This is a genomic window from Chitinophaga qingshengii (genome assembly GCF_014529935.1).
Classification (GTDB): domain Bacteria; phylum Bacteroidota; class Bacteroidia; order Chitinophagales; family Chitinophagaceae; genus Chitinophaga; species Chitinophaga qingshengii.
Genome location: NZ_JACVFC010000001.1, coordinates 1,718,853 through 1,738,461, shown reverse-complemented (window position 1 = coordinate 1,738,461; position 19,609 = coordinate 1,718,853). Strand labels below are relative to the sequence as shown.

Annotated in this window: 18 protein-coding genes; 10 read left to right on the top strand and 8 right to left on the bottom strand. The window is 48.0% G+C overall.

The genetic code is table 11. The features are described from left to right. Positions 1–47: 47 nt before the first annotated feature. The 4 genes from ICL07_RS06510 (at position 48) to ICL07_RS06495 (ending at position 3,647) form a co-directional block, all read left to right on the top strand. Positions 48–503, top strand: coding sequence for a hypothetical protein (locus tag ICL07_RS06510; RefSeq protein WP_188087109.1), 456 nt, complete (start codon positions 48–50; stop codon positions 501–503). A gap of 28 nt (positions 504–531) precedes the next feature. Beyond that, positions 532–1,128 carry a penicillin-binding protein activator LpoB gene (locus ICL07_RS06505; protein WP_188087108.1) on the top strand — a complete coding sequence of 199 codons (597 nt, stop codon included), beginning with the start codon at positions 532–534 and terminating at the stop codon, positions 1,126–1,128. An 85-nt stretch (positions 1,129–1,213) separates the two neighbouring features. Beyond that, positions 1,214–2,626 carry a COG3014 family protein gene (locus ICL07_RS06500; RefSeq protein WP_188087107.1) on the top strand — a complete coding sequence of 471 codons (1,413 nt, stop codon included), beginning with the start codon at positions 1,214–1,216 and terminating at the stop codon, positions 2,624–2,626. 43 nt (positions 2,627–2,669) lie between these two features. Then, complete coding sequence (locus tag ICL07_RS06495) at positions 2,670–3,647, top strand: formylglycine-generating enzyme family protein (protein WP_188087106.1); 978 nt, start codon at positions 2,670–2,672, stop codon at positions 3,645–3,647. Positions 3,648–3,650: 3 nt separating this feature from the next. Here the strand turns inward: ICL07_RS06495 and ICL07_RS06490 are convergent, their stop codons facing one another. The 4 genes from ICL07_RS06490 to ICL07_RS06475 form a co-directional block, all read right to left on the bottom strand. Continuing rightward, positions 3,651–3,833 carry a hypothetical protein gene (locus tag ICL07_RS06490; RefSeq protein WP_188087105.1) on the bottom strand — a complete coding sequence of 61 codons (183 nt, stop codon included), beginning with the start codon at positions 3,831–3,833 and terminating at the stop codon, positions 3,651–3,653. A 4-nt stretch (positions 3,834–3,837) separates the two neighbouring features. Next, positions 3,838–4,773 carry a zeta toxin family protein gene (locus ICL07_RS06485; protein WP_188087104.1) on the bottom strand — a complete coding sequence of 312 codons (936 nt, stop codon included), beginning with the start codon at positions 4,771–4,773 and terminating at the stop codon, positions 3,838–3,840. 125 nt (positions 4,774–4,898) lie between these two features. Beyond that, entirely contained in the window at positions 4,899–5,609 is a 711-nt protein-coding gene (locus tag ICL07_RS06480; RefSeq protein WP_188087103.1) for a hypothetical protein, read from the bottom strand. An 82-nt stretch (positions 5,610–5,691) separates the two neighbouring features. Continuing rightward, the gene (locus ICL07_RS06475; RefSeq protein ID WP_188087102.1) at positions 5,692–7,092 is read right to left on the bottom strand and encodes a tyrosine phenol-lyase; all 1,401 of its coding nucleotides are present in this window, start codon (positions 7,090–7,092) and stop codon (positions 5,692–5,694) included. A 118-nt stretch (positions 7,093–7,210) separates the two neighbouring features. Between ICL07_RS06475 and ICL07_RS06470 the strand changes: the two genes are divergently transcribed. Together ICL07_RS06470 and ICL07_RS06465 are read left to right on the top strand one after the other, a co-directional pair. Then, positions 7,211–8,239 (top strand): methyltransferase, encoded by a 1,029-nt coding sequence (locus ICL07_RS06470; protein WP_188087101.1) that lies wholly within the window; start codon positions 7,211–7,213, stop codon positions 8,237–8,239. A 57-nt stretch (positions 8,240–8,296) separates the two neighbouring features. Then, a complete protein-coding gene (locus ICL07_RS06465; protein WP_188087100.1) occupies positions 8,297–8,851 on the top strand; it encodes a hypothetical protein in 555 nt (184 codons plus the stop codon). Between the two features lie 46 nt (positions 8,852–8,897). Here ICL07_RS06465 and ICL07_RS06460 read toward each other — a convergent pair whose 3' ends face one another. The 4 genes from ICL07_RS06460 to ICL07_RS06445 form a co-directional block, all read right to left on the bottom strand. Then, positions 8,898–9,437, bottom strand: coding sequence for a prolyl-tRNA synthetase associated domain-containing protein (locus ICL07_RS06460; RefSeq protein WP_188087099.1), 540 nt, complete (start codon positions 9,435–9,437; stop codon positions 8,898–8,900). Positions 9,438–9,439: 2 nt separating this feature from the next. Next, entirely contained in the window at positions 9,440–10,315 is an 876-nt protein-coding gene (locus ICL07_RS06455) for an EamA family transporter (RefSeq protein WP_188087098.1), read from the bottom strand. A gap of 230 nt (positions 10,316–10,545) precedes the next feature. Beyond that, on the bottom strand, positions 10,546–11,031 hold the full coding sequence (locus ICL07_RS06450) for a CPBP family intramembrane glutamic endopeptidase (protein WP_188087097.1): 486 nt from the start codon (positions 11,029–11,031) through the stop codon (positions 10,546–10,548). Positions 11,032–11,090: 59 nt separating this feature from the next. Beyond that, the gene (locus ICL07_RS06445) at positions 11,091–12,683 is read right to left on the bottom strand and encodes a GxGYxYP domain-containing protein (protein ID WP_188087096.1); all 1,593 of its coding nucleotides are present in this window, start codon (positions 12,681–12,683) and stop codon (positions 11,091–11,093) included. Positions 12,684–13,054: 371 nt separating this feature from the next. Between ICL07_RS06445 and ICL07_RS06440 the strand changes: the two genes are divergently transcribed. From ICL07_RS06440 to ICL07_RS06425, 4 genes are read left to right on the top strand one after another with little or no spacing between them, the layout of a single operon-like run. Beyond that, positions 13,055–13,648 carry an RNA polymerase sigma factor gene (locus ICL07_RS06440; protein ID WP_188087095.1) on the top strand — a complete coding sequence of 198 codons (594 nt, stop codon included), beginning with the start codon at positions 13,055–13,057 and terminating at the stop codon, positions 13,646–13,648. Between the two features lie 33 nt (positions 13,649–13,681). After that, a complete protein-coding gene (locus ICL07_RS06435; protein ID WP_188087094.1) occupies positions 13,682–14,824 on the top strand; it encodes a FecR family protein in 1,143 nt (380 codons plus the stop codon). A 29-nt stretch (positions 14,825–14,853) separates the two neighbouring features. Then, positions 14,854–18,165: a SusC/RagA family TonB-linked outer membrane protein gene (locus tag ICL07_RS06430; protein ID WP_188087093.1), complete on the top strand. Its 3,312-nt coding sequence runs from the start codon at positions 14,854–14,856 to the stop codon at positions 18,163–18,165. A gap of 9 nt (positions 18,166–18,174) precedes the next feature. Next, positions 18,175–19,605, top strand: coding sequence for a RagB/SusD family nutrient uptake outer membrane protein (locus ICL07_RS06425; protein WP_188087092.1), 1,431 nt, complete (start codon positions 18,175–18,177; stop codon positions 19,603–19,605). Positions 19,606–19,609 lie beyond the last annotated feature (4 nt).

Here is a 19,609-nt window from a genome sequence, read left to right as displayed (position 1 = left end):
GGGGAGATTTTTCGGGATGCGTCACTATAATGAATACAACAAATTTTATGAGGTACTTTATGAGCCATCACTGCTGCTGCGCTGGTATTATTACCTGCCTGCTTGTCATGTCCATGCCTGCTGTAGCACAGCAGCCACTGCTGCCTGACCAGAACCCCCGCTACCAGGAAAGTATGAACTTATACCTGATCAGCGAAGATTCGCTGACGGCACAGGAAGGTACCACCCGCCAACAAACGTATAAGGCCTACCAGTTTATGGAAGCGAAAGCGGAGCGGCGGGAACAAAGAAGGCAGGATCGCCGCGAACGCCGTCGTGCCTGGTCCTGGGGCGCCTGGGATTCCTGGAGCTATCCCGGTTATAACTACGGTTACGGCTATCCGGGATATAGCTACGGTTATCATGGCTACCGGCACCATTACAGCTATGCGCCTGCTTATCAATGGTACAACCTGGCTACGGCTACTACGCTGGCTTTAGGTACGTACATGCTTTTCCGTTAGTATACCATTTTTTTAAAATTTCAACCTGATGTTTAAAATTAATGCGCCCGCATTTATCGGGATACTTATGTCTGCTGCCGTTATACAGGGATGCGCCCCCCGCAGGGTAACCCGGGTAGATGAAAAACAACAGATCGATATCAGCGGCCGCTGGAATAATACCGACTCACGGCTCACCGCAGAAGAAATGATCGGCAGCGCCCTGGGCGAAAACTGGCTCTCTGAATTCATGCAACAACACGGCGGTAAAAAACCGGTCGTAATTGTAGGCATGGTCGCCAACAAAAGCCATGAACACATCGACGCGGAAACTTTCATCAAAGACATGGAACGCTCTTTCGTAACTACCCAGAAAGTAAGACTGGTACAGGGCGGCTCCAAAAGAGAGGAACTGCGCGGTGAACGGGCAGATCAACAAAAAAATGCTTCCGTATCTACCATGAAAAAATGGGGCCTCGAAGTAGGGGCTGACTATATATTGCAAGGTAGTATCAACTCTATCGTAGATTCACATAAGCGGCAAATGGTGGTGTATTATCAGGTAGACCTGGAACTGACCGACCTGCAAAGCAACGAAGTAAAATGGATTGGCAATAAGAAGATCGCCAAATATGTGAAGAATTAGCCTACAAACTGTTACCGCTGTGTGTAACCGTGCGCCGGTGCTGTCTGTGTTTTGCCGGCGCACATTTTTATCTTAACCGCGTATCATGTTTATTTCCGTTCGTCAATGGAAGTGGTGGCTGCTACTCTCATTGGCTATACCCTTCTTTTTTTCATGCCGTACGTATAACAACGCAGTTGCTCCCTATTATGATGCGGTGTCAAACGGCCGTTTTGACGATGCTGCCAGTCAGCTGGACAAAGCCCGCTTTTTCCGCTATGGCCGCAATAAACTGCTGTTTAACATGGAAAAAGGAAAAACCGCTTTCCTCCAGGGCCGATACCAGGAAAGCAACCTGTATTTCAATGCAGCCGACTCGCTGTTAAATAGCCACCGTGGCAGCAAGGTGCTGGACCAGACACTGGGACTGGTGGTGAATCCAGCTATGCAGATATACCAGGGAGAAGATTTTGAACGATTGCTGATCCACTATTACAAATCTATCAACTATCTGAAACTTCATCAGGTGGAAGAAGCAGAAGTGGAAGCCCGCCGTATCACACTGGGCACCTATGCCCTCAACGACCGTAAAAAAAATAGCGATAAAAAATATAGTAACGATGCTTTCTCCCTGATTGTACAAGGCATCGTATACGAAAGCGCCGGCGATGTGAACAACGCTTTTATTTCCTATCGTAACGCGGCGGATATTTTCCTTAAAAATCCGGACCATCGCTACTATGGCGTGGAAATGCCTGCCCAACTGCAGGTAGATCTTTTACATACTGCTTCCCAACTGGGTTTTAGTCAGGAGGTGGCCTATTATGAAAAACAGTTTGGCCGGGTATACCAGCCACCGACCAGCGATGACGGTGGTGCAGTATTGGTAATCTGGGAAAACGGACTGGCGCCGGTAAAAGCGGAAACAAATTTTTTCTTCACCCTCACAGAAAGAGGTCCGGGTAATTTTGTATTTACAGATCCTAATACACAAGTCGTCATACCTTTCGATTTCAACCTGTTCCCACGCGACTCCTGTCATCAGTTACGGCGCCACCTGGAAGCCTTTCGGGTGGCTTTCCCCAGTTATGTAGAACAACCACTGTACTACACCGCTGCCGATATACAACGGGACAGTACGTTTTCCACCACCCTGGAAAAAGTAGAAGATGTGAATCAGCTGGCCTTCCGTACTTTACAGGAACGTTTCCTGAAAGAAATGGGACTGGCGCTCACCCGGCTAGCCATTAAAAAACTGGCAGAATACGAGATCCGGAAAAATGACGAAGTCGCCGGTGAGTTATTTAACCTGCTCACGCTGCTGGCAGAAAAAGCGGATACCCGCAACTGGCAAAGCTTACCGCATTCTATTTATTATTCGCGTATCCCGCTGAAAAAAGGCGATAACAAAATTACCCTGACGCTCAAGGGAAAAGACAGCACGCAAAAAGTAGAGTTCAATATTATCGGAAATGGCCGGTTGCAAACATGGCACTATGCTTCCCTGCTTAAATCCTGAAAAAGATTTTCTACATTAGTGGGCTGAAAATCATCCTACATTCATGAGCGTAACCCAGATTTACGACCGCAAGACATGGAATGCATTGCCCCAGGCTGAGGCGGAAGCTATTCTTCAACAGCTGCTCCGGACACAGTTTCCGGAATTTACTGTGCAGCGTTTTGAAACCTTCCACAAATTCGGTCAGCATACCTACACAGCGATACTGGATTATAAAGGCGCGGAGTTTGTTTTTGTGCCTGGCGATACCGTGGTACTGGGACTGGAATCCTGGAATATGACCGCCGAAACCAGGGATAGCATCAGGGAAATGTTTGGTATGGGTTTGGGCGAGATCGATGACTATATCAGGGAACGGTTGTCTCCCGTACGCACCGTTACCATCGGCCCCATGCTCGTGGAACGGCGGTACCAGCCAACCGGATATTTCCCGGTAGATATTACCGACGAGCGTCTTGTATCCGATGATTATTTTGAGAAAACATTCGCGGAAGTGAAAGCCTCCTCCCGTGAACAATGGAATTATACGGTGAATGACAGTTTCCGGCTCATCAAGAATGGTGATAACATCACCGCTTTTCTGTACCGACCCTCGTCCCATGAAGAACTGCTGGCGGAAATAGAGAATACCGGATTTCAGCTGCCTGCCGAAGATGAATGGGAATACCTCTGTGGCGGCGGAACACGTTCGTTTTACCCCTGGGGTGATGCCATCGATCATCACAAAAAATACCGCTACTTCAATCCGGGAGACGAAGGCAATTACCTGGAAACGCCCAACCACTTCGGATTGGTAATAGCGTATGACCCTTACCGTTATGAAATAATGGGACAGGGAGATTACTTTCTCAAAGGCGGCGATGGCGGTTGTAATCTCTGTGGTGGCGGTGGGCTGGATGTGGGATACCTGAGCGCAGGTACCTATTATAGAGACCCGGAAATTTTTGCAGATTACCTGAATTATAAGGAAGAGGTTACCGGGGATTATACAGTGGTAAGGCGGATAAAAAGAGTGAAGTAGAACTCAGGCTTTTTGTTTTTGCTTTAATACACGGTCGGTTGCAGCACTCATAGCATCAATTTCAGCTTTGGTAATATCTGATAATATGACCATTGCTGCGTTGTAACGGTTCCTGAAGCTGGATTTCTTTGCTTTGGGAAGGACCGTTGATGTGGTACGTTTGTCTTTTGATTTGGAAGTATTCATAACACTAAATTAGGGCATTTTTTGCTTTTTTATACATTTTTGCTGGATTGGTATTCCCGGAAATATCTGTGTGTAAAAACGAGGATTTGGGGGGAACATCGGTGTTGATGATACCAAATGTATCAAAATAATCATGTTTGGCATTTTTCAGCTTAAAGTAGGTTAATGCCGGATTGTTACTGAAGACATCAAATATAAGTGTCAATGGAATGTAGCGGTTGGAGCACAGATAACGATTTAGCGCCCTGACCGTGGATTTTTCTTTGGGTAAATAAACCAACGTTAAATGTACTTTATATTTTAGTTTTTTTAAATTAATACAATAGGGTAGGATATCTTCCGGTTCCGCCCCAATCTTGGGAATAACGACATTGTACTTCTCCTTTACAACCTGTTCGTACAGTGATATAAAAGACTGATCGTTTTTATCACCAAAAACAATCATTGAAGACTCCGCATTTACGAGGGAAGCACCCCATGGATATTGCGCATATTCAGGCAATTTCCGCTTGGCAAGATCTGAATCAAGTACCACGGCGCCTTTATTTTGGGCTATTTGCGCTGCTACGCTGGACTTGCCTGATGCGGGCAAACCTATTAGCATAAAGGCTTGCTTTTTTCTGGTAGGGTTTTGTGGCATCGCCCCCCCTCTCCCAAGACAAATGTTGTCATCGTTTTCCAATAATTGTTGGGTGAATAGCTCTTGAACTATAGTGTTCCGCAAAGCTAGTCTTTGTTTATGATCAGTATATTTTTTAACTCTGTAATGATTGGAAAATGAAGTCGGATTTTCAAGACCATCCAATACCCCTTTTTCACACGTAATAATTTTTGCAGGAACATCCTCCGGGAGAGTAGATGTATCCAAACCTAATGGTCCTGATAAAAAATCATCAATTTGTTGTTGTGTATTCAGAAAGCGGGCAAACTTAGTACTCATGCTGAAAACAGGTTATTGTAAGGAAGTGGCAAAATTAGCCGGAAATCCGGCTGACATTGAAGTTGACTTTGTTTATTGGAGGTTAAGCAGTGGTTATTATAAAAAGTTTAAGAATTAGATACGCTCTATGCTACAGCCATCAATGCCAGCGCCAGTTTCACCGCAATAAACCCCGCATCTTTCTGCTGTCCGATCATCTCTTCCAAATCTTCCCACGTTATCCCCTGCCGGTTTGCCACCACCAGCAATGTTATACAAGTCGCCACGGTTTCGGGTTCTATCGGATTAATAGTCCCTTCGAGACTTTGCCATCGCCGGGTATCTTTACTGAGTAATCGCGGGCGTGTATGCATGCGCGTGAGTAGCGGCTTCCATATGGCCGCCAGTTCATTTGCCGTTGTAGCATCTGCTGTTGCTTCCAGCGCCTCTATGTACAACCGGATAGGTATTTGAAGCCTGCCGGCAGGTTCCTGCCAGGCGGATATATCGACAGCGGTACCCTGGAAATAGCTGTTTAATAGCTGGTAAAATTGCAGATCGGGCGTAGGATCAGGACCAGCATCCATATCAATGGACTGGTTACTGCAGATGGCTGCAATAATACCGTAGGTATCGGTAGCGCGGGTAAAGAATGTCGTGGCCCGGGTAAACCATTCCCTGGCGGCAACCTGGTTATACAACATCTCATAGCCGGCGGCTTTCATATAGCTGCCCGCGATAGTGGCATAATCGTCAGACGCTCCGCTGTCCAGGTAAGTGGCGTAGCTGCTATAGGCATTGGCCAGCGTGGTCAGCGTTTCCTTATCGAGCTGCAATAAAGGTGAAAAATCGGTCATCACCCTGCAACTTACAATTTTATCCCATGGTATGTATAATTAGCTTGTAAGGCCCAGCCGTTACCGGCTGGGTACTCATACATTATGCGATAGGAGCGGTTTGCAGCGCCAGCTGTTCAAACCTGGCCTGGAAAAACCGCAGGTACTTCGGTTCCAAAGTAAACGCCAGTCCGGGGATGTTGAACCTGTTCTCATAGGCATCTATGATGGTATCGGCTACCACATCCATATGCGAGAGGGTATACACCCTTCTGGGGATAGCAAGGCGTACCAGCTCCAGTGAGGGATAGTGGTGATCGCCGGTTTCTTTGTTACGGCCTGCGGATACAATGCCACGTTCTACGGAACGGATACCGCCGGTTTCATACAACGCTACGGTCAGCGCCTGCGCCGGGAAACTGGTTTGCGGGATATGTGGCAGAAAGGTGCGGGCATTGAGGAACACGCCATGGGTACCGATAGGATTTAATACCGGTACACCGGCTTCTTTGAGCAGATTGCCGAGGTAGTGCACCTGGTATACACGGGCGGCGATATGTGCCTCTTCCACCGATTCGGTGATGCCGATAGCCATCGCTTCCATATCGCGTCCGGCAAGGCCTCCATAGGTATGCATACCTTCGTAAACGATCACCAGGTTCTTGGCTTCTTCATACAATCCTTCATCATTCAATGCCAGGAACCCGCCTATGTTAACCAGTGCATCTTTTTTGCCGCTCATGACGGCGCCATCAGTAAGGGCACAGATTTCCTTCACAATGGCGGCCACGGTTTTATGTTCATAGCCGGGCTCATGCTGCTGTATCATAAAGGCGTTTTCAGCTACCCGCGCCATATCATGGATAATACGGATACCATGTTGCTGTGTGAGCCGCCGTACCTGCCGCATATTATCCAGCGATATGGGCTGCCCGCCTGCCATATTCACGGTGGTGGCTAAACTGAGATAGGCAATATTGGCAGCGCCCACCTGTTGGATGACAGCTTCCAGTTTTTGCAGATCGATATTGCCTTTAAAAGGAAAAACGGAGTCCGGATCATGGGCTTCATCTATAATCACATCGATAAAATTACCACCTGCCAGCTCCTGATGAAGCCGTGTGGTGGTGAAATACATATTACCCGGTACGTACATGCCTGGCCGTATCAGCAGGCGGGAGATGAGGTGCTCGGCCCCGCGTCCCTGATGGGTGGGCACAATGTAACGGTATCCATAGTACTGTTGCACGACCTCTTCCAGGTGAAAGAAATTACGGCTGCCGGAATAGGCTTCGTCGCCCAGCATCATCCCGGCCCATTGACGGTCACTCATGGCGCTGGTACCGCTGTCGGTAAGCAGATCAATGTATACATCTGCTGACTTTAACTGGAAAGTGTTGAAGCCGGCAGCTGCAATCAGTTTTTTGCGCTCCTCGGGAGACGTTTTTCGCAGTGGCTCTACCATCTTGATTTTGTAGGGCTCTGCCCAGTGGGATCTTTTCATAAGATTGTTCAGGTGTTGTTGGGTTACAATAATCTTTTAAATATAAAACACCTGACTGCGATGCCTGTTGCAGGCAGGCAGGATAATTTTAAAGATACCACGTTTAAAACCGATTTATATGCGTACTGATTTACATGTCACTCCTGAGCATACTGCCGGCATTCTCCGGCATATTACCAATCACTGGGTTTCCTGTTGTGTATATGTCGCCGCCAAACTTAATCTTGCGGATATCTTGTCCGGCGGACCAATGGATATTGCCGGACTTGCAGCAGAAACGGGAACACATCCTCCTTCTTTACACCGGGTCATGAAACTACTGGCAGCCAACGGCATTTTTGAGGAACAGTCGTCAGGCATGTTTGTTAATACTCCCAATGCCACGGCATTAATGGCGGATGTGGAAGGTAGTATGAAAGCCTTTGTGTTGGCTGAATTAGGTGATTTTTATGCGCCCTGGGGCGATCTGGAAGGTAGCGTCCGGACTGGTAAAACAGCCTTTGATGTGCATTATGGTGCCGACCTGTGGAAGTTTTACAAAACACATGCGGACAAAGGACTGAACTTTATGAAGGCGATGACCGACGTGACAAGCTTCCTGAGCCCGGCTATCCTGGATAAATATGATTTTTCTGTTTTTGACACGATCATTGACGTAGGTGGCAGCAATGGTGCGCTGCTGTCGGCCATTTTGAAAAAGACGCCGGGGCCTGCAGGCATTGTATTCGATGTGCCTTATGTGGTAGAACAAACGGCCGCTATCCTGGCCGCAGATCCATTGCTGCGTCACCGTTGTATCACTATCAGCGGTAACTTCTTTGAACAGGTACCGGCAGGAGCTGACGCCTATCTGTTGAAAATGATCATCCATGACTGGAATGATGAAGATGCTATCCGTATCCTGAGCGTATGCAGCAAAGCCATGAAAAAGGAAAGCAAAATACTGATCGTTGATGGCGTGGTACCTGAAGATAACAGCTTACACGGTTCCAAATTCATGGACGTAAACATGTTGGTGGTAACCGGTGGAAAAGAAAGGACAGCCGCAGAATTTGATGAACTGTTCCGCCGTTCCGGTCTCCGGCTTACCCGCATTATCGACCTGGACATCACTGAAGTAAGTATAGTGGAAGGTGAAAAAATATAGGTACTGCCGTTAAAAAGCAGTATTTTTCAGGTATTGATTACGCCTATGCCTGAAACAATGAAGAAGAAAATTAACTGGAAAGAAATACTAATGGGCACCTGGTATTTTATAGTAGCCATGGTCGCTGTGATGCTGCATGTAATACAATTTGCTTTTAATGAACTGGCTTTTATGCCCAGGATATATATGTGGTTGTTATTCCTGGGGGCGGGGATACCATTTGCCTGGTGGACTTCACGCGTGCTCCATAACTGGCTTAACCGTATTTTTGATAATCCTACGGGTGGTCGGTTGAATAATCCCGGCTATATAGCCACTATGTTTTTGCTGTTATCCTGGTTACCGCCGGCACTCGTGATGACTACTAATTATGTGCTGGCAGGTGAACCATCCAAAGTAACGTTGCCGGTGCTGGAACATGGTACCAGCAGTGGTGGTGGCCGTGTTAGCAAAACATACAATTGGGTGAGGGTAGAGAAAAATGGTTACAGCAGAAAAATGACATTGCCCGATAGTATCGCTCCGCAAACAGTAGATAGTGTGGAGCTGGAGGTCAGGGATGGTGGACTGGGCTATGAATGTTATATGTATCCCCGTTTTATCCGGCATTAAAACAAAGGTTGTAAGTGTTACCTTACAACCTTTTGATATCATCCGTTTATATTTCGATGATCTTTGGCTCATGCCCGGCATAAGTCAGAAAATCATCTATCACCCATGCTGTACTGATCTTCATATAACTGGTAGTGGTGCCATCACTGCAGCCGTACCAGGTTTCTGATAACACTTCTTTATCGATCACTACCTGTATCTTATTTTCCGGGTCCAGCAAAACACCGAAGATGGTAGCCGCGCCGACGGCGGTGCCCAACAGCTTGTCCAGCAGTTCCACGGAGGCGAAAGACAACCGTGCAATGCCTAAAACACTGCTCAGGTCTTTTGTCTTAAAAGGTTTTTCAGCGGTGGTGACGAACAGATAAAAATGGGTCTGCTGCCGGTTACAAAGAAAAAGCGTCTTCACTGTTTTCATATTCAGGCGCTGATTGATCCGGATACAATCCTCCATGGTGATCGCTGCATCGGTATCTACCCGTTCAAAGGAAACCTTTTGTTCCTGCAGCAGGGTATACACCATTTCCTGCAACGGTGTCTTAAATTCAGCTGGTGGTGTATGCCTGACTTCACTGGTATAAAACATGATCAGTTTTTTAACGATTTGTAATAATTCATGACGGAGATAGCCGCCAGCATGATCATCATCCCTGTTATCTGCAGGGGGCTGATCGCCTCCTGTAATACAAGATAGGCACATAAAATGGCAACGGGAAATTCTATGGTCATCAGGATGGCGCTGGTGCCTGCCCCGATTTTAGGAATACCGGCGGCAAAAAGGGCTGTGGGAATGGTGGTGCCCACTATCGCCAGAAATAAAGCCCATGATAAAAACGTATAACCGAAATGGTTAGCAGAGACAATGACGGGCGCATTGATCAGGAAAATGGTGAGGGCGGAACCAGTCATAATAAGCGTGCTTTTAGCCTGCCACCGTACGCCTTTACCTACCCTGCTGTTGGCTACAATATACACGGCATAGGTAAACGACGACGCCAATGCCAGCATCAGTCCCTGCCAGGAGAAGGAAAGCCCCGGCTGCAGTAAATCGCCGGCCATCACGGTACCTACCAGTATAAACGCTACGGTCACCAACGCTGGCCTGCCCGGCCGCTGCCGGAAAATAAGCCATTCGAGTAAAAGACTAAACCAGGTGAACTGCATCAATATTACAATCGCCAGCGAGGCTGAAATATAACTGACGGACTGATAATAAAGAAAGTTTGTCAGCCCGGCACTACTACCCACCAGCAGCAACGACAGCAGTCCCTTACGGTCTGGCTTTTCGCCCTTGCCGGCGATCAGCAGACAAGTACCCAGCAACAGCGCCGCTAAAAGCGCCTGTGAAAAGGCTATTTCTGCGGCATAATAACCCCTTGAATAGGATAGTTTAACAAATGAAGACATCGTGCCATACAGGATTCCTCCCAGTAGGACCATGAAAGAATATTTCAAATTTTTCATTTCAAGATTGTATAATAAATATGAATGATGAACCACCGGCAAATGCAGCGGCTAAACAACCTTGAATACAAACAATAAAGTGTATACGAATGCGATCCTGCCTTCAGGCAGAAGGTGGTATGAAATCCGGTTATTCAGCCTTAGGCTACCGGCGGAGGTGTGTTGGAGGCGAAGCGATGTCCCATAGTATAGATTGTATATCCGGTTAAAGATAATAAAATATATTCAGCTTAATAAGCGCCCGCTATACAATAGTTCCATAACAGGGCCAGTCCGTTGTATAAAAGGTGAATGAGCATAGTGGTAGTAAAGGCAGGCCGGTACTGTTCTTTGGAATGAACGTAACTATACGCCAGCACGATACCGGGAACATACATGGTCAGCACATAACCATTGGAGTAGGTATGACCGAAAGCGAAGAACAGCGCCGATAAAATGATATAGGTGTGTTTAAACCAATGCTGTAGCCTCTCTCTGAAAATGCCAATAATGGCATAAGGGAGCGCCTGACAAATGAAGGTCTCTATGGGTGGCGCCAGTATTACCGCCATAAAAATAGCTTCTGCAACGCTTTTGGGTTTGAATCCGCCGATATCCTGCTGCAAAAACGAGAAGGCATAATCCATCAGAAAGGCGTACGAAAAACTAATCAGGGTACATATCAGGATGAACCGGAAATCGATCTTACGTTGTGGCATCGGGTTAGCATCATGCATATTTTTAGGGATACGGGTTTAGGGCGGCAAGTTACATTTTTTAAGATAGATGATAATGCCTATTTCTTTGAAGGTGTTACCGGAAGTCCATTCGCTTCCCGTATCAACTGAAAAATATGGTCCGGCCGTACAACTGCATAATCCGTACTCAGGGAGAGTGCCACATTTTTAAAACTGGTCGGGGTAACACCCTGCCACGGCTGCGCCTGTACGATAATAAAACGTGGTGTATGCCCGTCCCAATCCCGGGAAGCTGCGGCAATATGATCTTTCATGGCCTGTTCATTAGTGCAGTAGTTACAGGAAAGCGCCATGCCGGGCAGGCTGTTGTCGTAAACCGTCAGCCCGCCGCCGGTGTTCTGGGCTGTCATCCCCAGCAATGAGGGGGCTTTACGGGCATAAGTCTGACCGGTATTTTGACTGATCCCTCCGGTGATGGTATTCCAGATGGTAACTACCCGGAATCCTGCGCGTTGATTGTAGGCTTCCGTTCTGGCGACGAAGGCATCCAGCAGCGATTGATCGGGCCAGCTGTTAGGATACGTATAGCCGTAACCGGAAGGACCGGATATCAGGTTGTCATTATCAGTGGCTGTCTGCCAATAATAGTGGAGCGCTCCCGGCATAGCATCTACCATAGCGGGAGATAAGGTCCATCCCATCGGAACGGCGCCGCGGTCCGGATTGTTCCAGAGTTTACGCATCAGGTGCTCGATGTACTGCAGGTTATCGCCGTCACTGAGGATAAAAGCTACGTAAAGTTTAGCCTGTAATACCGGTTTGGGCGGAACAGGCTTTATGCCGGTAGTCCGTGGGGTACCGCTGTGCAACGTGAGGTTGGAGCACCAGTCGCTGGCAATGGTGGCAATGCCATAGCGGGAAGCCCGCTCTATTCCCGGCGCTTCCTCCGGCCACCATCCCATGAAATTACCGCCTGCGGGCATGGAAGCGAGGAAGTTGTTGAGCAGCGCGCTTTCCGCCGGTACGGCGGGATCTAACCATATTACGGCTGCGCCCAGCGCGGTGGCATATTCCCGCAACGCGGCTTTATGGGCATTCGGATTCAACCCAATCAGCAACCGGTGATCGAGCTGAGGCCAATAGGTGTTATATAAGGTTTGATATACCTGTAGTTTACTGCTGAATTGTCCCCGTAAGTCCAGTACCACGGACAGATGATAAGGAGCCGCGGTTAAGCGGGATAACAGCCGGGGAGATACGACCAATGCACGCCGGTCTTTGGCGAGCATCGTTGCCAGGTTGACCGTATGCAGTTGCGCAGTGTCATAAACAATTAAACCGGTTATTTCAGGGCGGTATTTACTGATAAGGCTCCACTTGTCCGCCACCTCGGTCCATTTGAAGCCAAGGGATTGCAACCAGGTATAGGGCCCTTCTGCAAATGCATCTCCTTCGTAAGAGAAAATACGCGGTTGTTTCCGGTTCACAATCCCTTTCAAGGAGGCAAACAGGTACATTTCATCCGCACTGGAAGCGGGCTCCCGAAGCAGGATCAGGTCCTGCATGGATGCAGGCGCCGGGAAAGAGGGGAGTACTTGTCCCGCCGGCCACTGGATCTGCCCGGCTAACGGGGCGGTTATCAGCAATTGCAATGCAACAATCCAGGAAAACAATGCTTTCGGATTTGCCATAGGTCAAAAATGAGTGAATAACGTGGAAGTCAAAAAATTACGTTTAGTCAACCTATTTATAGTTAAACTGTTTAGTATAAAAATAGAAAAATAATTTTCTAACCTTAAAAAAGTATCCCATGCAAGTCGTTACAATTACTGAATTCGTCCTGATGCTCTTGTTAATTATTGTAGTCTGCCTTTCGGCCATTACAACTTTTCCTAAAGGGCATATTTGACGCCTGTGGACCTTGGTGCCGGCTTCTTTATTTACCTGACCACTTTCCTGCTTCAAAATCCCCGAAGTATGGCATGTATTGTATATATTTATATATGATAAGAGATTGCTTTTTTAATTATTTTAGATAGAGTCTTTTAATCTTTTATCCACATTGCCTATCACGAGATCATACGACGAATCATCCCTGCTGGTAAGCGTTGCAGGAGGTGATGAACGTGCCTACCGCTCCATTTTTGATCATCACTGGAATCGTATTTACCAGGTTGCCCGGTCTATGCTTAGGGATCCCGATGATGCCCGCGAAGCGGTGCAACTGGTGTTTATCCGTTTATGGGAAAAACGGGCTCACCTGCCTCAGGTCGAAAACTTCGATGCATGGTTGTTCATCGTGGCCAGGAATACCATCCTGAGCCAGTTGAAAAAGAAAGCCACGGAAGCTGTAATGCTGGCAGATGACCTTCCGCTGGAGGACCAGCTGACGCCTGAAATGGTGATGGAATACAAACAAACATCGCTGCTGATACAGGAGGCCCTCACCCGGCTCCCCCCGCAACAATTACAGGTATATAAACTCAGTCGGGAAAAGGGTCTTACCCATGCACAGATAGCGGAGCAGATGAATATCAGCCCTGCCACCGTAAAAAGCCACATCATCAGAGCGCTGCACACGCTGAAAGCCTATATTCATGAAAGAGGCGGACATACGTTGCTCATTATCTGGCTGCTTAGCAGGGTCATCGATTAAAAAAGAATTTTTGCGGCATATAATAGAATAGTTATGCATGAGACATCGGAATTGTTCCGTCAACTGACAGATAAATACCTGGCTGATACGATCACTGCTCCTGAAAAGGAACTGTTGTTCAGTATGATCAGCGAAGGCGCCTGCTTGCCCGAACTGGAGCAGATAGTGGCTGAAATCTGGGAACAACCGCTGACAGCAGGGGAAGATATCGTATTAAGGGAACAGATTTTCAACAATATCACTGCACGCCGGACAAAAGTAAAACAACTGAACATCCGGCGATGGCTGGCTGTGGCCGCAGCAGTATTGTTGTTGGGCGCTGTGGGTACCATGCTCCTGCTAAAAAAGGACCGCCCCGCACCATTGGCCGTCGTGCAACCGGGCGGAGCGGTACTGATCCTGGGAGACCAGTCCCAGGTACCATTGGACAGCAACGGCAACAAAGTGATGAGCCAGGACGGAGCCCATGTGGTGCAACAAGGCGCTCAGCTCACGTATACAGCCGCCAGCCCCGCCTCCGGCACGCTTACCTACAACACCCTGCGGACGGCCGTCGGCGGACAATTTAAACTCATCCTGCCGGATGGCACCCACCTATGGATCAATGCTGGTTCTACTGTCAGGTATCCTGCCGTTTTCTCCGGTAACGAAAGACAGATTGAGGTCACCGGCGAAGTATACATGGAAGTGCAGCCGGATAAAAGACCCTTCTCGGTGTCTACTCCCCACGAAACCGTGCAGGTGTTGGGTACGGCATTTAATATCAGCGCCTATAACGAAGAGCCATATACGCTTACTACCCTGGTGTCCGGCAAAATCAGCGTGGTGAACAGTAATAACACGACCGTCACCTTACGACCGGGTCAACAGGCAACCGTCAGTCACCAGCCTGCAACAAACATCCCCGTAAAAGAAGCCGATATAGAACAGGTAATAGCCTGGAAAAACGGGTATTTTAACTTTGAAAACGAAAGATTGTCAGCCATTTTCCGGTTGTTATCAAGATGGTACAATGTGCAATTTGAAGCGGAAGGCAAAGTGGCAGATCTGCAATTCAGTGCGGTCATTGCCCGCTCTGCTTCACTGGACAAAGTATTGTCAGAATTGGCGGCTACCGGAGCGGTGAACTTTTCCAGGGAAGGAAATATCATCAGGGCCAGAGAAGTGAAACATTAAATCACATACCGCGCATAGCAGTTTTATTGATGATGAGAATTTATTGCCTACTGTTAATGGCAGGTTGCCTGGTGGCTTCCGTTTGTTATGCTCAGATCACGTTGTCCGGGAAGGATATGACGTTTCCCCACCTGTTTAAACAGATCCGGAAACAAACTGGCTATCGCTTTGTGTATAATAACAACATGCTGCCGCAAAATAAACGCATCGACGTATCGGTAAAGGACGCCTCCATCAATACAATCCTCGACAAATACCTGCGGCCGGTTATGCTGACCTATGAAATCCGCCCGGATAAAACGATTATCATCCGGCAATTAAAAGAAGAAAGTCCGCTGCCTGCATCGCCGGCTGGTTCGCTGTTGCAGGGACAGGTAACCAATGAAAACGGGGAACCGCTGCCCGGCGCCACCATCGCGGTGAAAGGAACGCGTATAGGCGCTACCTCCGATGGCTCCGGCAATTTTACGCTGACGGTTCCCCATGAAAGCACAGTCATTTTGGTCTCCTTTGTTGGTCATCTCCCCCGGGAAATACAACCCTGGAATGGACATAAAATAATACAATTAACCACCACCATCAAAACTATGGGGGATGTGACCATTACTACGGGGATGTTTCATCGCAACAAAACCATCTTCTCCGGGGCCACGGCAACTTTCACCGGCCAGGAACTACGCCGCATCGGTACACTCAACATACTGGAAAGCCTGAAAACACTGGACCCTTCATTTCTGATAATACCCAATAATATAGCCGGTTCCAATCCTAACCAAATACCCCGGGTGGAAGTCAGGGGAAAAACAGGACTTTCTTCCAATACCGTAAGAGACCAGTTCTCCAACGATCCTAATCAACCGCTGTTTATCCTCAATGGCATGGAAACCACACTGCAACAGATCATCGATCTGGATATGAACAGGGTCGCTTCCGTTACTTTGCTGAAAGATGCTGCCTCTACGGCGTTATACGGTTCAAGGGCGGCTAATGGGGTAGTAGTGGTAGAAACCGTGAGACCCAAACCAGGAGAACTACGCATTTCCTATAGCACTACTATGCGGCTGGAAGCACCGGTGCTCGGTGATTATAATATGATGAATGCCGCCGAACTCCTGGAATTTCAACGTCTGTCAGGGTTGTATGAACCGGGCTTTTATGCCGGCAGTATTAATAATGATAACCTTTACAACCAACGCCTGGCGGAAGTAGTCAGCGGTGTGAACAGTTATTGGCTTACTGCTCCGCTCCGCAACAGTTTTACACAGGCCCACTCGGTAAATGCCGGCGGCGGCAACAATGAATTTCAGTATAACATCGGTCTGAATTACCGGGGATTGAATGGCGTGATGAAAGGCTCCGACCGGAAAACAGCCGGCGCTATGATAGACCTGAACTACCAAAGAGGAAAGATAAAAGTGGCTAATTCACTTTATATCAACGGTGCTGATGCCAACGAATCTCCTTATGGCGCTTTCAGTGATTATGTAAAACTCAGCCCCTACTACCGCAAAAAGAAAGCGGACGGCAGTCTGAATACTGACCGGTACCTGGAAGTTTTCAGAGTAGTGACCGACAACAACGACTTTGATACCCTTCGTGTAGCTAATCCTTTGTATAATACCCGGCTGGGAGGCGAAAACAACACTACTAGCCTGTTGCTGCAGGACCTGTTGAACCTGATTTACGATGTTGCACCATCATGGCGGATCTCCGGAGGCTTTCAACTAGCTAAAAACAGTGGTAAATCAGTTGTCTTTGTCCCCTCCGATAATACACAGTTTGAGGGAATGGCCGCCAACCAGAAAGGACAATACACCGAAACCCGCACGGATGCTTTCTCTTATCAGGGCAATCTCATGCTCACCTACCGGAAGGTACTGAATGAGGTACACAGCATCAATGGTAATCTGCGCTCGGAAATACAGGAGCAAGGCCAAACGGTGACCGGCTTTTCTGCCGTGGGTTTCCCCTCCGGCGTACGCCCCAATCCCGCTAACGCCGGTAGCTATCCCTTTTCCTCCAAACCGGTTTTTCAGAAAACAAAAGCGCGGCGTGTCAACGCATTGGCCAGTATTAACTACGCTTATAAAAGCCGTTATTATATTGATGCTACCTACCGGCTGGATGGCTCCACCGTCTTCGGTTCCGAAAAAAAATACGCTCCTTTCTGGTCAATAGGCGCCGGATGGAACGTCAGCAATGAACTGGAAGTGCAAAAGCTGACCTGGTTAAATAATCTGCGTATACGCGCCAATATCGGTATGACCGGTAATCAATCGCTGGGTACCTATGTATCCACCTCTGTATTCGGGTTTGAAAAGGATAACAATGTATTTGGACAAGGGCTCTATATGCAGCAACTGGGTAATCCTTTATTGCAATGGCAACGTACCCGCAGCACCAATATTGGTCTGGATGCAGGTTTGTGGAATAACCGCCTGATGGCGACGATCGATGTCTACGAAAAATATACGAATCCACTGGTGGTAGTAGGTACCAAACCGGCATCCGTTGGAGTGGCGACTTACGCTTTCAACGTGGGCTCTCTCCTTAGCAGGGGAGTAGAAGCGAACATTCATTTTTCACCGGTCTACAAACAGGAGAAAAATATCCAGTGGACCCTCGGGGTGATGGGGGCTTTCTATAAGAGCCGGTACGGCGGATTCTCCAACCTGCTCAAAAACCTGAACGATTCCGCTTTGCAGTACAATTCACTGCAACGTTACCTGGATGGCTATGGCCCTGATGAGCTGTGGGCGGTCCGCTCGTTGGGCATCGATCCGGTCTCCGGCCAGGAATTGTTCCTGAAAAAAGATGGTACCCATACCTTTATTTACGACCCTGCAGACATCTCACCGGTAGGCGATGGCAGACCGCTGGTACAGGGTGTTGTCAGCTCTAACTTTACCTATAAAGGTTTCCGGCTGGGAATCAATCTCCGTTACAGTGTACGGCAGCTGATCATGAACCAGGCGCTCTATTCCAAAGTGGAAAATATCTCTTTTGCTGATCTGGCTAATAACCAGGATAAACGCGCCCTGGCGCTGCGCTGGAAACAACCGGGTGACCAGGCAGCATTTAAAGGAATCAGTATTACAGATAATACACCCATATCTTCCCGTTTTCTCCAGCACGAAAGTTATCTCTCGGGAGAATCCATCAGCACAGGATATGAAATGTATGCCAACAAACATCGCTGGATGCACCGCTGCAAATTGCAGGGGCTCCGGCTGGAATTGATTATGAATGATGTTTTCCGGTTGTCAACTATTCAATCAGAGAGAGGAATTGAATATCCGTTCAGCAAGGCAGTGTCTTTTAATCTCAATGCTTTCTTTTAATCGCCAGTTATGCAACGTGTAATATGTATTTTGGCTCTGGCCTTTACAACCTTCCTGGTATCCTGTAATAAATACCTGGAGATACAACCGGAAGACCGGCTGCTGGAAGGTACCGTTTACGGTGACCGCGCTACCATCCGTAGTGCGCTGAATGGTGTATACCTCAACCTGGCTAAACCGGCGCTTTATGGCGGCCAGTATTCCTGTACTACACTGGACGTATTGGCGCAGTATTATAACATCACACAAGTATATAATCACCCGTTTCGACAGATTGCCCATTATAACTACCATGATGCGGATGCAAAAAAGTATATCACTACGTTGTGGGATAGTAGTTATACTGCCATACTGAATCTGAACACTTTTATCAGTCAACTGGAATCGGACAGTAGTAAGGTCCCGCAGGAGGAAAGACTGCTGATGCTGGGAGAAGCCTATGGTCTCCGCGGGTTTATTACCTTCGACCTGCTGCGCCTTTTTGGACCGGTATACAAAACTGACTCAGCGAAAACAGCTATTCCTTATCCTACTGCACCGAAATGGGAGGTACAACCTTTCCTGCCAGCCAATAAAGTGATGTCTAATATACTGGCGGATGTTGCGCATGCTGTTACTTTATTGGAGAAAGACCCCGTTCGTACGCAGGGAGTACGTATAGCCGCTTCGGGTGAGGATGTATTCTTCAGTTTACGTAACCGCCGTATGAATTATTTTGCTGCACGTGCCTTGAATGCGAGGGTATTATTATACCAGGGGAATATCATAGCCGCCAGGGATGTGGCTACTGCTGTGATCACGGACGCAGGCACCTGGTTTCCCTGGAGTCCCGGTGCTTCAACTGCGCCGGGCATAGCCAATCCCGACAAAGTATTTTCGTCTGAAGTGCTGTTCGGCCTAGAGAATATCAACCTGTACACCGTCCGGCAAGCCTGGTTCCTGGCATCTAAACCGGAGTGGCAGATACTCATCCCGGCCTCCGGCCGTCTGGATGATATCTATGAACGTGATCTGAATGATTACCGCTACCGGTCCTGGTTTATAATAGATCCAACTTCCAACAGGCTCGATAAAACCTTTTATAAATATGAAGATGTATCGGATCCTGGTCAACTTTTCCGGCATTTGCAACCGGAAATAAGAATGTCGGAAATGTATTACATCGCTGCTGAAGGTGCTGCCGACGATAATAGCGCTGCTGAGTTGCTTAACACGGTACGCGCTAACCGGGGCCTGTCTAAGCTGACAATAAACGGGGACCGGCAAGCCCAACTGACAAAGGAGTACCAGAAGGAGTTTTGGGGAGAAGGACAATTGTTCTACTACTACAAACGGATTAATCAATCCGTTGTCATCAATGGCTTCGGTGGTGGTACTACCCGCATGACCAGCGCACAGTACGTAGTACCGTTACCGTTATCCGAAACCTCATTCCGCTAAAATA

Excerpts from the sequence above, each read along its gene's own strand:
- ICL07_RS06510 (WP_188087109.1), top strand. The coding sequence starts at position 48 with ATGAGGTACTTTATGAGCCATCACTGCTGCTGCGCTGGTATTATTACC.
- ICL07_RS06505 (WP_188087108.1), top strand. The coding sequence starts at position 532 with ATGTTTAAAATTAATGCGCCCGCATTTATCGGGATACTTATGTCTGCT.
- ICL07_RS06500 (WP_188087107.1), top strand. The coding sequence starts at position 1,214 with ATGTTTATTTCCGTTCGTCAATGGAAGTGGTGGCTGCTACTCTCATTG.
- ICL07_RS06495 (WP_188087106.1), top strand. The coding sequence starts at position 2,670 with ATGAGCGTAACCCAGATTTACGACCGCAAGACATGGAATGCATTGCCC.
- ICL07_RS06490 (WP_188087105.1), bottom strand. The coding sequence starts at position 3,833 with ATGAATACTTCCAAATCAAAAGACAAACGTACCACATCAACGGTCCTT.
- ICL07_RS06485 (WP_188087104.1), bottom strand. The coding sequence starts at position 4,773 with ATGAGTACTAAGTTTGCCCGCTTTCTGAATACACAACAACAAATTGAT.
- ICL07_RS06480 (WP_188087103.1), bottom strand. The coding sequence starts at position 5,609 with ATGACCGATTTTTCACCTTTATTGCAGCTCGATAAGGAAACGCTGACC.
- ICL07_RS06475 (WP_188087102.1), bottom strand. The coding sequence starts at position 7,092 with ATGAAAAGATCCCACTGGGCAGAGCCCTACAAAATCAAGATGGTAGAG.
- ICL07_RS06470 (WP_188087101.1), top strand. The coding sequence starts at position 7,211 with ATGCGTACTGATTTACATGTCACTCCTGAGCATACTGCCGGCATTCTC.
- ICL07_RS06465 (WP_188087100.1), top strand. The coding sequence starts at position 8,297 with ATGAAGAAGAAAATTAACTGGAAAGAAATACTAATGGGCACCTGGTAT.
- ICL07_RS06460 (WP_188087099.1), bottom strand. The coding sequence starts at position 9,437 with ATGTTTTATACCAGTGAAGTCAGGCATACACCACCAGCTGAATTTAAG.
- ICL07_RS06455 (WP_188087098.1), bottom strand. The coding sequence starts at position 10,315 with ATGAAAAATTTGAAATATTCTTTCATGGTCCTACTGGGAGGAATCCTG.
- ICL07_RS06450 (WP_188087097.1), bottom strand. The coding sequence starts at position 11,031 with ATGCATGATGCTAACCCGATGCCACAACGTAAGATCGATTTCCGGTTC.
- ICL07_RS06445 (WP_188087096.1), bottom strand. The coding sequence starts at position 12,683 with ATGGCAAATCCGAAAGCATTGTTTTCCTGGATTGTTGCATTGCAATTG.
- ICL07_RS06435 (WP_188087094.1), top strand. The coding sequence starts at position 13,682 with ATGCATGAGACATCGGAATTGTTCCGTCAACTGACAGATAAATACCTG.
- ICL07_RS06430 (WP_188087093.1), top strand. The coding sequence starts at position 14,854 with ATGATGAGAATTTATTGCCTACTGTTAATGGCAGGTTGCCTGGTGGCT.
- ICL07_RS06425 (WP_188087092.1), top strand. The coding sequence starts at position 18,175 with ATGCAACGTGTAATATGTATTTTGGCTCTGGCCTTTACAACCTTCCTG.